The following is a 14,651-nucleotide window of genomic DNA, read 5'->3' on the forward strand; positions in this document are numbered from 1 at the left end:
CGTGCGGCCGCGCGGGCTTAGGAGGTTGTGTGACCAGTGTGCTGGATTCGGCGGCGCCGACGGCCAATCAGGTCGCCGGCGCTCCCGTAGCGCAGGTACTGGAATGGCTGGACAGTTCGGCCGGTGGTCTGTCGAGCGCCGAGGCCGCCGCCCGGCTGGCGCGGCACGGCCCGAACGCGGTGCGCACGCACCACGTCAACGCGCTTGCGGTCTTGGGCCGCCAGCTGCGCAGCGCGGTACTCATCCTGCTGGCCGGCACCGCGATCGTCTCGTACTTCCTGGGCGACAGCATGCAGGCGGTCATCATCGGCATAATCCTCGCCGCCAGCATCGGTCTGGGCTTCGTCAACGAATACCGCGCCGAGCACGCCGCCGCCGAGTTGCACGGACGGGTGCACCACAACGCGCTGGTGCGCCGCGACTCGACGTTCGTCTCGGTCGCTGTCACCGACCTGGTTCCCGGCGACGTCATCCGGCTGTCGTTGGGCGAGGCCGTGCCCGCCGACGTCCGCCTGATCGACGTCACCGGCCTGGAATGCAACGAGAGCATCCTGACCGGGGAGTCGATGGGCTCGGAGAAATCGCCCGAGGCGGTGCCCGCCGGCGCCGGGCTGGCCGAATCGGCGGACCTGGCGTTCATGGGCACCATCGTCAGCGCCGGGGAGGGCACCGGCGTGGTGTACGCCACCGGTAAGAACGCCGAATTCGGACGCATCGCAGCGGGTTTGGACAAACGCCAGCCCGAAACCGACTTCCAGGTGGGGCTGCGCAAGTTCTCCTACCTGCTGCTGCAGGTCGCGATCGCGCTGATGGTCGTCATCCTGGCCAGCAACCTGCTGCTGGCCAAGCCGATCATCGATTCGGTGCTGTTCTCGCTGGCGATCGCGGTCGGAATCACCCCGCAGCTGCTGCCCGCCGTGGTCAGCACCAGCCTGGCGACGGGGTCGCGGCAGCTGGCCAAGGCCAAGGTCCTCGTCAAGCGCCTGGTGTGCATCGAGGACCTGGGCGACATCGACATCCTGATCACCGACAAGACCGGCACCCTGACCGAGGGCCGGATCCGCCTGGTCGACGCGATCGACCCCGCCGGCGCGCCCGCCGAACCGGTCCGGCGGCTCGGGCTGCTGGCCACCGACGTCGACCTGGAATCCGGTGGCCTGAGCGCCAATCCGCTCGACGCCGCGCTCTGGGAGTCCCCCCGGCCGCGGCAGCTGGTGGGCGGGGCGGTGCGCCGGGTTGCGACGCTCCCCTTCGACCACGTGCGCCGCGCGTCGTCGGTGTTGGTCGACGACAACGGCATGCGCCTGCTCGTGGTCAAGGGCGCGCCCGAGCAGGTGCTGGACCGCTGCCGGGGCACGGCCGCGGTCGCGCAGGAGACCCTCGCGGGCCTGTTTGCCGCCGGGCGCCGGGTGGTCGCCGTCGGCACCCGGCCCGCCGCCGAGCTGACCAGGATCACCGCCGACGACGAACGCGACCTGACGCTGGCCGGCTTTCTGGTCTTCGCCGACGAACCCAAAGCCGCGGCGCGCCAATCCCTGTCACGGCTGGCGGCACTGGGCATCGAACTCAAGATCGCCACCGGCGACAACGCGCGGGTCGCCGAAAAGGTCTGCGCGGACCTCGCTTTGGCGTCCAAGGGCACCGTCACCGGAGCCGAGCTCGAGCCCCTCGACGACGACGGGTTCGTCGAGGCGGCGCAAAACCACACCATCTTCGCCCGCATCTCGCCCGAGCAGAAGGCGCGGCTGATCGTCGCGCTGCGCCGCAACGGGCGGTCGGTCGGCTTCCTCGGCGACGGCGTCAACGACGCGCTGGCCCTGCACGCCGCCGACGTGGGGATCTCGGTCGACGGCGCCACCGACGTCGCGAAGGACGCGGCCGACGTGGTCCTGCTGGAAAAGGACCTGGGCGTGCTGGCCACCGGCGTCGCCGAGGGCCGGCGAATCTTCGCCAACACCATCAAGTACGTGCTGATGGGCACCTCGAGCAACTTCGGCAACATGTTCAGCGCGGCCGCCGCCTCGGCGCTGCTGCCCTTCCTGCCGATGCTGCCCAGCCAGATCCTGCTGAACAACCTGCTCTACGACAGCTCGCAACTGGCGATCCCGACCGACCGGGTCGACGAAGAGCAGCTGCAGGCGCCGTCGCACTGGAACATCGCCTTCATCCGCCGGTTCATGCTGATCTTCGGCCCGATCAGCTCGCTGTTCGACTTCCTGACGTTCGGGTTGATGCTGGGCGTGCTGCACGCCGGCTCCATCGAGTTCCGCACCGGTTGGTTCGTGGAATCGCTTGCGACGCAAACGCTGATCATCTTCGCGATCCGCACGCGGATGGTGCCGTTCTTCCGCAGCCGGCCGAGCGTTCAGCTCGCGATCACCAGTCTCACGGTGGTCGCGGTGGGCGTGGTGCTGACGATTTCGCCCCTGGCCCACACCCTCGGCTTCACGCCGCTGCCGTGGCCGTTCTTCGCCGTGCTGGGCGGCTTCGTCGCGATCTATCTGGTCCTGGTGGAACTCGCCAAGCTGATGTTCTACGCGGAGCCGATGAATCACACCGGGCAGCCGCGGCGCACCCGCGGGGACGCCCATCGCATCCGGCGCCGCGCCGCGCGCTTCCACTACATCAACGGCGTTTCGCCCCGCACGCGGCAGGCGCGGACGTAATGTCCCCACTCATGAGCGAAGAGCACACGCTGGTCATCGTCGCCGGTTACCAGGATCTCGACTCGGCCCGCCGGGACTTCGACACCCTCACCGCGGCGACCAAAGCCAAGGACCTCCCGCTGCGGGGCGCGGTGCTGGTCGGCAAGGACGCCGACGGCAATCCCGTCCTGGTGGACACCGGCAATCGGCTCGGCCGCCGGGGCGCCGCCTGGGGGGCCGGCGCGGGCCTGGCCGTCGGCCTGTTCTCGCCGGCGCTGCTGGCCTCCGCCGCGGTCGGCGCGGCCGCGGGCGCGTTGGCGGGCACCTTCGCCAACCACCGGATCAAGAGCGGGCTGGCCGACAAGATCGGCCAGGCGCTGGCCGCCGGCAGCGGCCTGGTCATCGCCGTGACGCCCGCGGGCGGCCGGCTGGCCGTCGAGCAGGCGTTGGGCGGCTCGCCGATGAAATCGGTTGCCGAGCTGAGCAGGTCCACGCTGCGAAGCCTCGGCGCGGCGCTGGAAGAGGCGATGGGCAAGTTCAACCCCGACCGGACCCGGCTGCCGCTGCCGCAACGCGGCTTCGGCGGCACCATCGGTCGCACCATGGCGGACTCCGTCGGCGACTGGACGATCGTTCCCGGGGCGAAAGCGCCCGAGGGCGCCCCGAACGTGCTGATCGTGCTCATCGACGACGCCGGGTTCGGCGGCCCGGACACCTTCGGCGGTGCCATCCGCACCCCGACGCTGACCCGGGTGGCGCAAAGTGGGCTGACCTACAACCGCTTTCATGTCACCGCGGTGTGTTCGCCGACCCGGGCGGCGCTGCTGACCGGGCGCAACCACCACCGGGTGGGCTTCGGCTCGGTCTGCGAGTTCCCGGGACCCTTCCCGGGCTACTCGTCGGTCAAACCGCGCAGCTGCGCCGCCCTCCCACGTATCCTGCGCGACAACGGTTACGTCACAGGCGGTTTCGGCAAGTGGCACCTGACCCCCGACAACGTCCAGGGGGCGGCCGGACCGTTCGAAAACTGGCCGCTGGGCTGGGGCTTCGACCACTTCTGGGGCTTTTTGACCGGGGCCGCGGGTCAGTACGACCCCATCATCACCCAGGACAACACGGTGATCGGGGTGCCGCAGGGTAAGGACGGCAAGCCCTACTACTTCCCCGACGACCTCACCGACAAGGCCGTCGAGTGGCTGCACACCGTGCGGGCCCAGGATGCCGAGAAGCCGTGGCTGATGTACTACTCCACCGGCGCGACCCACGCCCCGCACCATGTATTCAAAGAATGGGCGGATAGGTACCGCGGCCAGTTCGACGACGGCTGGGACGTCTACCGGCGCAAGACATTCGAGCGGCAAAAGGAGCTCGGGGTCATTCCGACCGACACCGAGCTCACCGAGCGGCCCGACCTGTTCCCCGCGTGGGACAGCTTGTCGGACAACGAGAAAAGGCTCTACGCCCGCCAAATGGAGGTATTCGCCGGGTTCTCGGAAAACGCCGACTGGAACGTGGGCCGACTGCTCGACGCGGTCGAGGACCTCGGCGAGTCCGACAACACACTGGTCTTCTACATCTGGGGCGACAACGGCGCCAGCATGGAGGGCACCCTCACCGGCTCCTTCAACGAGATGACGTTCCTGAACGGGCTGCTTCTCGACGCCGACCATCAACTCGAGCTCATCGACCAGTACGGGGGCATCGAGGCCCTGGGCGACGAGCACACGGCGCCGCATTTCGCCAGCGCCTGGGCGCACGCCAACAACACCCCGTTTCAGTGGGGCAAGCAGATGGCCAGCCACCTCGGTGGTTCCCGCGATCCGATGGTGGTCGCTTGGCCGGCCCGGATCCGGCCCGACGCCGCGCTGCGGTCTCAGTTCACCCACTGCATCGACGTGGTGCCCACCGTGTTGGAGGCCATCGGGTTACCCGAGCCGACCCATGTCGACGGCTTCGAGCAGGAAGACATGGACGGCGTCAGTTTCGCCCACACCTTCGACCCGGAGTCGGGGGCCGAGGCCGAAGAGCGTCACACGGTGCAGTACTTCGAAATGTTCGGCAGCCGCGCCATTTACCAGGATGGCTGGTGGGCGTGCGCTCGACTCGACAAGGCGCCGTGGGACCTGTCGCCGGAGACGCTGCAGCGGTTCGCGCCCGGCAAGTACAACCCGGACGACGACGTGTGGGAGCTGTACTACCTGCCCGACGACTTCTCGCAGGCGAAAAACGTTGCGGCCGAGCATCCCGACAAGGTCGCCGAGCTCACGCGGCTGTGGTGGGCCGAAGCCGAACGCAACCGGGTGCTGCCGCTGCTGGGCGGCCTCGCGGTGATGTTCGGCAGCCTGCCGCCGCTGCCCACCACCAACCGGTTCACCTTCAAGGGCGACGTGCAGAACATTCAGCGCGGCACGGTGCCACGCATCTTCGGCCGCTCCTACGCGATCGAGGCGCGGCTGGTGGTCCCCGACGACGGCGCGCAGGGCGTGATCGTCGCCAACGGCGACTTCATCGGGGGGTTCGCCCTGTGGGTCGACGAGGATTCGCGGCTGCGCCACACCTATTCGCTGCTCGGTGTGGACACCTACCGCCAGGTGTCCTCCGAGCCGATCCCGACGGGCGAGGTGACGGTGCGGATGTTGTTCGAATCGCAGCGACCGGAACCGGGTTCCGGCGGCCGGGTGACGCTGTGGGCCGGCGATCGGCTGATCGGTGAGGGCGAGCTGCCCAAGACGGTGCCGCTGGCCTTCACGTCCTACGCCGGGATGGACATCAGCCGCGACAACGGGCTGGTCGTCGACCGCCACTACGAGGACAAGGCGCCCTACGCGTTCACCGGAACGGTCAAGGAGGTCGTCTTCGACCTCAAACCCGTTGCGCCCGAAGCCGAGCAGGCGCTGCACGAGCACGCGGCCGTCCAGTCCGTCGGACGGGGCGCCGCGGGCTGATGCCGCGGATCAACTACTGTTGGGCCCGAACGACATTCGTGCCGGCGAGACCGGATGCAATGCCCCGATCGATCTGGTCCGCCACGGAGGACCCGCCGTTGGAGACGGTCTGCGGGCAGCTGCAGCTGAGGTCGTTGAAAACGCTGGGGTCGGCGCCGGCGGGCGCCGCGATCGCCACGGCAGCCCCGACAGCAAGGGCGGCGCAGGCAAGGATTTTCGATACCACTCGTTGGTCTCCGCACTAGTTGGTACGGCAAACTCTAGGTTGCCAAAAGTCGCATCTGCGCTAGCGCGGGGTTGCGATTTCGTTACAAAGAATGCGCAGGGCAGTAAGCCCGGATGGCTGCGCCGACGAAGTAGCCGGCGTGGTAGCCGTCCAGGCCGCTGTTGGCCTGCACGGTGGAGGCGACCTGGGCGGCGCTCTTGCCGTTGTCGAGCTCGTCACAGACCTCATGACCGGCGATGATGGCCTTGCCCGGGGATCCGAAGTGGATGCCCTTGGCGGTCAGGGCCCCCAGAAAGGCGTCGTCGACCGCGTCGGCATGGGCGACCGCGGCGGCCGCGAACGGCGCGAGCGCGGCCAGCACGACCACGAGGGCGGCCCACACGCGTGCCATGTCCCGTCCTCCCTCAGCCGCGAATGTTGCACGTACAGCTTCGCACAGAGCAACGACCGCAAATTGCAATCAGGACGAGAGAAACCCGGCGACGTGGGCGATACGCCGCGCGTTATGCCGTCGGGACGTCCGAGTACTGCGGGCAGTACGCGCGTTCGGCGAGGGCGACGAAGAACCCGGCGTTGTCGCCGTCCAGGGTGCTGCTGTTCATCACGTCCGTCGCGATCTGTTCCTGCGTCTTGCCCATGTCGAGCTGGTGGCAGACCAGGTGGCCGGCCGCGATGGCGGACTTGGGCGATTCGTGGGCGATGCCGTGGGCGTGCAACGCCGCGATGAACGCGTCGTCGGTACCGTCGGCCTGCGCGGTCGGGGCCCCGACCAGCGGGCCGAGCAGCGCGACGGCGGGTACGAAGCCGGCCGCCAGCAGCGGGAGCAGCAGGCGGGCCTTGCGGCTGCGGGTGCTCGTCATTGTTGATACCCCCAAGGGTTCTAAGATCCGGTGTTCGACGACTGAAGGTTCGACCTAGAACGTTGCAAGTAGGTTACAGCCCGGCATCGTCCAATCATCGTAGATCTTGCCAACATCGCAACATTGGTTATGTCGTCCGAGCGCGCTCGGTAACTTGACGGCATGCCGTTCGCGCGCTGGCTGACGCTCGCCGTCCTGACGGCATGCGCGGTGTGCGTGGCGGGCTGCGGCGAGCGGCACGTGTCGGCGGCCAGCGCCCGAGATCTGTCCGCCACGTTGCGTTCCGGCGGCCTGGACCGCACCTACACGTTGCACGTGCCGCCCGGCGAGCCCGTCGGCCTGGTGCTCAGCCTGCACGGCGGCGGCGGGACCGGGGCCGGGCAGCAGGGCCTGACCGACTTCGACGCGGTCGCCGACGCCAACCACCTGCTGGTGGCCTATCCCGACGGTTTCGACAAGAGCTGGGCCGACGGGCGTGGGGCGTCCCCGGCGGATCGCCACCACGTCGACGACGTCGGGTTCCTGGTCGCGTTGGCGGGAAAGCTGCAACGCGACTACAACATCGCGCCCGGGCACGTCTTCGCCACCGGCATGTCCAACGGCGGCTTCATGACCAACAAGCTGGCGTGCGAACGCGCCGACGTCTTCGCCGCGATCGCGCCGGTGGCGGGCACGCTGGGCACGGGCGTGGCCTGCCATCCGTCGCGGCCGGTGTCGGTGCTGGCGGCACACGGCACCGCCGACCCGCTGGTGCCGTTCAACGGCGGGGACGTGCGGGGACGCGGCGGGGTCAGTCACGCGGTGGCGGCGACCAGCATGGTGAACGCGTGGCGCTCGGTCGATGGCTGCCAAGGCGATCCGTCGGCGCAGGTTCTGCCCAACGTCGGCGACGGCACCGTCGTGCACCGCTACGACGCCGCGCCGTGCGCGGCGTCGACCGAGGTGATCTTCTACCAGATCGACAACGGCGGCCACACCTGGCCGGGAGGCAAACAGTATCTGCCGCAGGCGATCATCGGGCGCACCTCGCGTGCGCTGGACGCCTCGGAGGTCATCGCGCAGTTTTTCCTCGCCCACGCGCGCGATTAGCCCGGAGGCGGCGGCGGGCCGATCTTGTTACTATGCCTCATGGCGACGATCGTCCCACCCGGTCTGTTCGCGGGAATTCGCTTGAAGCTCAATCGATTTGGGGTCGCAACGAGCATTCTGGTCACCGGTGCGGCGCTGTTGTCGGCCTGCGGTGGCGACCATCACACCGCCGGGGGCACCGCGACCACGAGCGCGCCGCCGGCGAAGGTCGCCTGCGGCGGCAGGCCGACGCTGCGGGCCAGTGGCTCCACCGCCCAGCAGAACGCGATGACCCGATTCGTCAAGGCCTTCGAAGAGGCCTGCGCCGGGCAGTCGCTGAATTACACGCCGAACGGTTCCGGCGCGGGGATCGCCGAATTCCTGGGCAACCAGACGGATTTCGCCGGCTCGGACTCGCCGCTGAGCGCCGACGAGTACGCACGCGCGCAGCAACGATGCGGGTCGCCCGCCTGGAATCTGCCGGTGGTGTTCGGCCCCATCGCGATCGCCTTCAACGTCAACGGCGTGACCGGCCTGAGCCTCGACGGTGCCACCGCGGCCAGGATTTTCAACGGCGGCATCACGACCTGGAACGATCCCGCGGTCCAGGCGCTGAACCCCGGCGTCCCCCTGCCGGCCGAGCCGATTCGCGTGGTGTTCCGCAGCGACGAGTCCGGCACCACGGACAACTTCCAGCGCTACCTCGATACCGCGTCCAACGGCGCGTGGGGCAAGGGCGCCGGGAAGGGATTCAACGGCGGCGTCGGGGAGGGCGCCAAGGGCAACGACGGTGCCGCGGCCGCCGTCAAGAGCACCGAGGGGTCGATCACCTACAACGAATGGTCGTTCGCCCAGGCGCAGCACCTGAACATGGCCAAGGTCATCACGTCGGCCGGCCCGGACCCGGTGGCGATCGGCGCGGACTCGGTGGGCAAGACGATCTCCGCCGCCTGGTTCATCAAGCAGGGCAACGACCTGGCCCTCGACACCATCTCCTTCTACCGGCCCAACCAGCCCGACGCCTACCCGATCGTGCTGGCGACCTACGAGATCGTGTGCTCGAAGTATCCCGACCCGCAGGTCGGTGCGGCCGTGAAGGCGTTCCTGCACAGCACGATCGGTGCCGGGCAGGACGGCCTGGCGGACAACGGGTACATCCCCATCCCGCAGGAGTTCAAGCCGCGGTTGTCGGCCGCGGTCGACGCCATCTCATGACGCGCGGTACCTCGGGCAGTACGCCGCGACGCTCGCGCCGATGAAGTACCCGGCGCGATAGCCGTCCAGGTTGCTGTTGGTCATCACCTCGGAGGCGATGTCGGACTTCTGCTTACCGAGATCCAGTTCGTCGCAGACCTCGTGACCGGCGACGATCGCCGCTTGCGGCGACGCGAACTCGATGCCCTTGTTCTTCACCGCCGTCACGAACGCGTTGTCGACCGCGTCGGCGCACGCGGCCGGGCAGGCCGCCGCCGCCGCGCCGAGCAGCGTGACAACCGCGCCCAGGGCGCGCAATATCCGGGTGGTCGCTGACACCGGAAGATCATTACATGCCGCGGTTCGAAGTTCAGCGCTGGCAGGACGGGCACCAGTACGCCACCCGCTCGCCGCCGTCGTCGAAGTTGATGAGCGTGCCGCAGCGGCGGCAGGGCTGCCCGGCGCGCCCGTAGACCCACAGCTGCCGGCCCGCCCGCGTGTCGCCGGTGGTGCAGCGGTTCCAGCGGAAGCGGTTGGTCCACAGCATGTCCCGGGCGCGGCTCACCAGCCGGCGCGGGTCGGTGACGGCACTGACCGGTGCGGTGGGCAGGTGGCCGCTGACGAAACACAGTTCGTTGCAGTAGACGTTGCCGATCCCGGCCAGCACCCGCTGGTCCAGCAGCGCCTCGCCGATCGGCCGGTCGGGGCGCGCCGCCAGGTTGGCGGCGGCGCGCACCGGGTCCCAGTCGGAGCCCAGCAGGTCGGGTCCCAGGTGCGCGACCGCGTCGCCGTCGCGGTCGCGGTCCAGGATCTCCAGTACGCCCAGGTCGACGCCCACGGCGCGAATGCCGTTGGCCTCCAGAATGATTCGCGCCCGGTGGTCCACCCGCACCGGCCGGTTACCCACGCGCCAGCTGCCGTCCATCTTCAGATGGGAGTGAATGCTGGACCGCCCGACCCGGATGAACAGGTGCTTGCCGCGGCTGAGCACCTCGTCGACAACCTGGCCGGTCAGGTCGACGGTGGCAAACCGCGGCACCCGGACATCGCAGCGCGTCAGCGTGCGACCGGCCAGGTGCTCGCGCAGCGTCGCCGCGGTGTGCCAGACGGTGTCGCCCTCGGGCATGGTTCAGCGCAGCCGCATTCCGCGTGGGGTCCGGGCGAATCCGGCGTCGTGCAAGGCGTCCGCCACCCGGCCGGGCCCGTCGTGCGGCTGCAGCGCCGGCGTCCCGTCGATGCGTTCCACCAGGATCGACGCGACGCGCCGGGCGGTGACCAGGTCGGCCAGCGCCGCGGCCGCGGCATGGTCGGCAGCGGGGTCGTCGGTGAACGTCAGCAGCGACCGCCCGCCTCGCTCCAGGAACCAGGCCAGCTCGCCGTCGACCAGGACGACCAGCGCCCCCGCCTTGCGGCCGGGCCGCGCGCCTTCGGCGCCCGAGGCGGGCCAGGGCAGCGCGGCGCCGTAGGGGTTGGCCGGGTCGGCGGCGGCCAGCGTGACGGCCCGGTACGCGGGCCGCTCGGGGTCGATCCCGTCGGTGTAGCTGCGCAGCCGGTCGACGGTGGAGGCGACGGCGAACTGGGCGCCGCCCAGCGACTCGACGAAGTAGCCGCGCTGGCAGCGGCCGGCCTCCTCGAACGTGCTCAGCACCTTGTAGATCGTCGCGAAGCCGCCCGGCACCCCCTCGGCCGCGACCGCGCCCCGGGTGAGCACGCCGTGGCGGTTCAATAACAGCTCGGCCTGATAGTGGGCCCGCACCGTGGAATCCGGCTCCGGGGCCGGCACCACCGACCACCGCCCGGCCACGGTCGGGTCGGTGCTGCGGTGCTGCGCGTGCGCGACGCTGTAGCGGCTCAGCCGCGGCGGTCGCTGCGTCCGGTGCGCCGGCGCCGAACGCCTGCGGGCTCCCGCGCCGCCCAGGACGGCGCGCACCGGCGCGAACGTGTCCCCGGTGACCCAGCCGGCCCAGATCAGTTCCCACAGCGCCTCTTTGAGCGCCGGGTCGGGGACCCCGGCCTCGGCGAGCTGGCGGAAGAAGTACGCGCCGCCGCCGGCCAGGGTGTCCAGGATCGCGCGGTGGGCGTCGGTGAGATCCAGCGGGGCGGGGGCGGACAGCGTGAGGGGCGCGGAATCGCTCGCGTGCAGCGCGATCCAGCCGTCGCTGCCCGAGATCGACCCGGCGCCCGACCAGGTGACCTCGCCGGTGGCGAGCAGCTCGTCGAGCAGCGCGGGGGAGTAGTCCCGGATCCGGGGCGCCAGGATCAGCGGTTCCAGCGCGGAGGCCGGCACCCGGACGCCGGCCAGCTGGTCGATCACCGAGACCAGCCCGTCGATGCCCGACTGCGGCGACGTCGTGTGGTGCCACGCCGGCAGGAATCGCCCGTAGGCGGCGGTGCTGACCGGCTCCACCTGCGCGCGCAGGGCCGCCAGCGAGCGCCGCCGCAGGATGCGCAGGACGTCGGCGTCGCACCACTGCTCGCCGCCCCCGGCGCCGGGCACCTCGGCGGCGGTGACGAAGTCGCCGCGCACCAGCTTGCCGTCGGCGGCCAGCCGGCCCAACACGTCGGCCGTGACCCGCAGCCCCAGGCCGAACCGGCCGGCGGCCTCGGCCGTGGTGAACGGGGTGTGCGTGCGCGCGTAGCGGCCCAGCAGCTCGCCCAGTGGGTCGGCCACCGCCTCGGTGAAGGCGATCGGCACGCCCAGCGGAACCGCGGCGCCGACCCCGTCGCGCAACCGCCCGATGTCCTCGATGGCCACCCACCAGCTGCGCCCCGCGAAGGACACCGTCAGCGCGCGCCGGGCGCCCCGCAACCCCTCCAGCCAGCCCCCGACGTCGGCGCCGCCGGCCCGCTCCGAAAGCTCGTCGGAGGTCAGCGGGCCCAGCAGCCGCAGCAGGTCCGCGGCGCCTTCGGCGTCGCGGGCGGCCCGCTCGGCCGACAGGTGCTGCAACTGCCGGCCGGTCGCGGCGATGACGTCGGGGTCGAGCAGCTCGCGCAGTTCCACCCGGCCGAGCAGCTCGGCCAGCAGCGTGCTGTCCAGCGACAGCGCCGCGGCCCGGCGCTCGGCCAGCGGGGTGTCCCCCTCGTACATGAACGCGCCGACGTAGCCGAACAGCAGGGAGGCCGCGAACGGGGAGGGCTTCGCCGTTTCGGCTTCGAGCACCCGCACCTTGCGCTGGGCGATGCCCGTCATCAACTCGACGAGGGCGGGCACGTCGTAGACGTCCTGCAGGCATTCGCGGATGGTCTCCAGCACCACCGGAAAATCGGGGTATTTGCGCGCCACGTCCAGCAACTGGGCCGCGCGCTGGCGCTGGTGCCACAGCGGCGAGCGGCGGCCCGGGTGCCGGCGCGGCAGCAGCAGCGCGCGGGCCGCGCACTCACGGAACCGCGACGCGAACAGCGCCGAGCCGCCCACCTCGGCCGTGACGACCGGGTCGATCTCGTCGGCGTCGAAGACGAAGAGCTCGGCGCCGGGTGGGGCGTCGTCGCCGCCGGAAAACCCGGTGTCGGGCAGTCGCACCACGATGCCGTCGTCGGAGGCGGTCGGCTTCTCGTCGAGGCCGTAGCGTTCGCGCAGCCGACGCCCCACCGCCAGCGCGAGCGGTCCGTGCACCCGCAGCCCGTACGGCGAATGCAGGATCACCCGCCAATCGCCGAGCTCGTCGCGGAACCGCTCGACCAGCAGGGTGGTGTCGGTGGGCACCACCCCGGCGGTGGTCCGCTGCTCGTCCAGCAGCCCCCACAGGTTGTCGGTGGCGTAGGCGTCGAAACCCAAAGCGTCGCAACGTTTGTCGAACGCCGCTCGCTTCAGTCCGGCCAGCTCGCCGGTGAAAGCGCCCAGTGCGGCGCCGAGCTCGGCCGGGCGCCCGACGTCGTCGCCGCGCCAGAACGGCAACCGGGCCGGCTGTCCCGGCGCGGGGATCACCAGCACCCGGTCGTGCGTGATTTCGGTGATCCGCCAGCTGGTGGCGCCCAGCGAGATGACGTCGCCGGGCCGCGATTCGTAGACCATCTCCTCGTCGAGTTCGCCGACCCGCGAGGGCTTTTCGGCCTCGCTGGCCAGGTAGACGGTGAACAGCCCCCGGTCGGGGATGGCACCGCCGGAGGTCACCGCCAGCCGCTGCGCACCCGGCCGCGCGGTCAGGGTTCCGGCGTCGCGGTCGTAGACCAGGCGCGGCCGCAGCTCGGCGAATTCGGTGGACGGGTACTTGCCGGACAACAGGTCCAGGGTGGCCTCGTACACGCTGCGCGGCAGCGTCGCGAACGGGGCGGCCCGCCGCACGGTGTCGAACCACCGGTCGGCGTCCAGCGGCTCCAGCGCGGCGGCCGCCACGGTCTGTTGCGCCAGGATGTCCAGCGGGTTGGCGGGCACCCGCATCGTCTCGATCTGGCCCGCGAGCATCCGCTGCACCGTCACCGCGCAGCCGATCAGGTCGGTGCGGTGCTTGGGGAACAACACCCCCTGGGACACCTCGCCGACCTGGTGGCCGGCCCGCCCGATGCGCTGCAGGCCGCTGGCCACCGACGGCGGCGCCTCCACCTGGATCACCAGGTCGACGGCGCCCATGTCGATGCCCAGCTCCAGGCTCGACGTCGCCACCACCGCCTTGAGCAACCCGCGCTTGAGGTCCTCTTCGACCAGGGCGCGCTGCTCCTTGCTGACCGAACCGTGGTGGGCGCGCGCGAGCACGGCGTCGGCGCCCAGCGTCTGGCCGCTGCCCATGATGTGGGCCGGCGCGCCGCCGGGCACCTGCGCGTTGAGGTCCGTTCCGAGCGCGATCCCGCAGCGCTCGGCGTGAATCTCGTTGAGTCGCGCGGTAAGTCGTTCGGCCAGTCGCCGCGAGTTGGCGAACACGATGGTCGAGGAGTGCGATTCGATCAGGTCGACCAGGCGCGCCTCGACGTCGGGCCAGATGCTGTTGTTCGCCAGGTTGGCCATGTCGGGCACCGGCACCTGCACGGTGAGCTCGATGGTCTTGGCCGACGGCGGGGCCACCACCGTTGTCCGAGTGGTGGGGCCTCCTCCGGACAGGAATCGCGCCAGCTCCTCGGGCGGCCGCACGGTCGCCGACAGCCCGATGCGCTGCGCCGGGCGCCCCTCCCGCAGCTCGTCCAGCCGCTCCAGCGACACCGCCAGGTGCGCGCCGCGCTTGCCGCCCGCGATGGCGTGGATCTCGTCCACGATCACCGTCTGCACGCCCGCCAGCGTTTCGCGCGCGGCCGAGGTCAGCATCAAGAACAGCGACTCGGGGGTGGTGATCAGCACGTCGGGCGGGTGCGCGATGAGCTGACGGCGCGCGGCGGGCGGCGTGTCCCCGGAGCGGACGCCGACGCTGATGTCGGGGGCCGCCAGCCCGTGGCGCTCGGCGATTCGGGTGAGCCCCGCCAGCGGGGTGCGCAGGTTGCGCTCGACGTCGACCGCCAGCGCCTTGAGCGGGGACACGTACAGCACCCGGGTGCCGGCCGGCCTTTCGGCCGAGCCGGCGAGGCTATCCAGGGCCCATAGGAACGCCGCGAGCGTCTTGCCGGATCCGGTCGGGGCGATCACCAGGGTGTTGTCGCCCCGCGCGATGGCGTCCCAGGCCTGGGCCTGCGCGGTGGTCGGCGCCGCGAAGGTGGCCTGGAACCACTCGCGCGTGATCGCGCTGAACCGGCCCAGCGGGTCGGGGCGGGGATCGGCGCGAGTGCTCATTTCACCATCGTGCCAATGCGC

General features: G+C 70.8%; 9 protein-coding genes. 4 read left to right on the top strand and 5 right to left on the bottom strand.

Annotated features, from left to right (window positions below):
- The first annotated feature begins 29 nt into the window (after positions 1-29).
- Entirely contained in the window at positions 30-2,666 is a 2,637-nt protein-coding gene (mgtA, locus tag A5787_RS03995) for a magnesium-translocating P-type ATPase (protein WP_082977058.1), read from the top strand.
- The gene (locus tag A5787_RS04000; RefSeq protein ID WP_197506950.1) at positions 2,666-5,590 is read left to right on the top strand and encodes an arylsulfatase; all 2,925 of its coding nucleotides are present in this window, start codon (positions 2,666-2,668) and stop codon (positions 5,588-5,590) included. Before mgtA ends, A5787_RS04000 begins: the two co-directional genes overlap by 1 nt.
- 308 nt (positions 5,591-5,898) lie before the next feature.
- Here the strand turns inward: A5787_RS04000 and A5787_RS04010 are convergent, their stop codons facing one another.
- Together A5787_RS04010 and A5787_RS04015 are read right to left on the bottom strand one after the other, a co-directional pair.
- A complete protein-coding gene (locus tag A5787_RS04010) occupies positions 5,899-6,207 on the bottom strand; it encodes a DUF732 domain-containing protein (protein ID WP_066961957.1) in 309 nt (102 codons plus the stop codon).
- A gap of 112 nt (positions 6,208-6,319) precedes the next feature.
- Positions 6,320-6,676: a DUF732 domain-containing protein gene (locus A5787_RS04015; protein ID WP_066961960.1), complete on the bottom strand. Its 357-nt coding sequence runs from the start codon at positions 6,674-6,676 to the stop codon at positions 6,320-6,322.
- A 162-nt stretch (positions 6,677-6,838) separates the two neighbouring features.
- Here A5787_RS04015 and A5787_RS04020 point away from each other — a divergent pair, with 162 nt between their 5' ends.
- Both A5787_RS04020 and pstS read left to right on the top strand, forming a co-directional pair.
- Positions 6,839-7,765 carry a PHB depolymerase family esterase gene (locus tag A5787_RS04020; protein ID WP_066961963.1) on the top strand — a complete coding sequence of 309 codons (927 nt, stop codon included), beginning with the start codon at positions 6,839-6,841 and terminating at the stop codon, positions 7,763-7,765.
- An 81-nt stretch (positions 7,766-7,846) separates the two neighbouring features.
- Positions 7,847-8,959, top strand: coding sequence for a phosphate ABC transporter substrate-binding protein PstS (pstS, locus tag A5787_RS04025; protein WP_066962311.1), 1,113 nt, complete (start codon positions 7,847-7,849; stop codon positions 8,957-8,959).
- Here the strand turns inward: pstS and A5787_RS04030 are convergent.
- Genes A5787_RS04030 through A5787_RS04040 form a run of 3 tightly spaced genes read right to left on the bottom strand, consistent with a single transcriptional unit; the run spans position 8,954 to position 14,630 of the window.
- Entirely contained in the window at positions 8,954-9,277 is a 324-nt protein-coding gene (locus A5787_RS04030; protein ID WP_066961966.1) for a DUF732 domain-containing protein, read from the bottom strand. The genes pstS and A5787_RS04030 overlap by 6 nt on opposite strands.
- Before the next feature lie 31 nt (positions 9,278-9,308).
- Positions 9,309-10,064, bottom strand: a complete 756-nt coding sequence (nei2, locus tag A5787_RS04035; RefSeq protein ID WP_066961969.1) for an endonuclease VIII Nei2 — start codon at positions 10,062-10,064, stop codon at positions 9,309-9,311.
- Positions 10,065-10,067: 3 nt separating this feature from the next.
- Positions 10,068-14,630, bottom strand: a complete 4,563-nt coding sequence (locus A5787_RS04040; RefSeq protein WP_066961972.1) for an ATP-dependent helicase — start codon at positions 14,628-14,630, stop codon at positions 10,068-10,070.
- Between the last annotated feature and the right edge of the window lie 21 nt (positions 14,631-14,651).

This window comes from Mycobacterium sp. 852002-50816_SCH5313054-b (assembly GCF_001667185.1).
Taxonomy (GTDB): domain Bacteria; phylum Actinomycetota; class Actinomycetes; order Mycobacteriales; family Mycobacteriaceae; genus Mycobacterium.

Bases quoted from the DNA above. Each gene is read 5' to 3' on its own strand.
- A5787_RS04000 (WP_197506950.1), top strand. From the start codon at position 2,666: ATGTCCCCACTCATGAGCGAAGAGCACACGCTGGTCATCGTCGCCGGT.
- A5787_RS04010 (WP_066961957.1), bottom strand. From the start codon at position 6,207: ATGGCACGCGTGTGGGCCGCCCTCGTGGTCGTGCTGGCCGCGCTCGCG.
- A5787_RS04015 (WP_066961960.1), bottom strand. From the start codon at position 6,676: ATGACGAGCACCCGCAGCCGCAAGGCCCGCCTGCTGCTCCCGCTGCTG.
- A5787_RS04020 (WP_066961963.1), top strand. From the start codon at position 6,839: ATGCCGTTCGCGCGCTGGCTGACGCTCGCCGTCCTGACGGCATGCGCG.
- nei2 (WP_066961969.1), bottom strand. From the start codon at position 10,064: ATGCCCGAGGGCGACACCGTCTGGCACACCGCGGCGACGCTGCGCGAG.
- A5787_RS04040 (WP_066961972.1), bottom strand. From the start codon at position 14,630: ATGAGCACTCGCGCCGATCCCCGCCCCGACCCGCTGGGCCGGTTCAGC.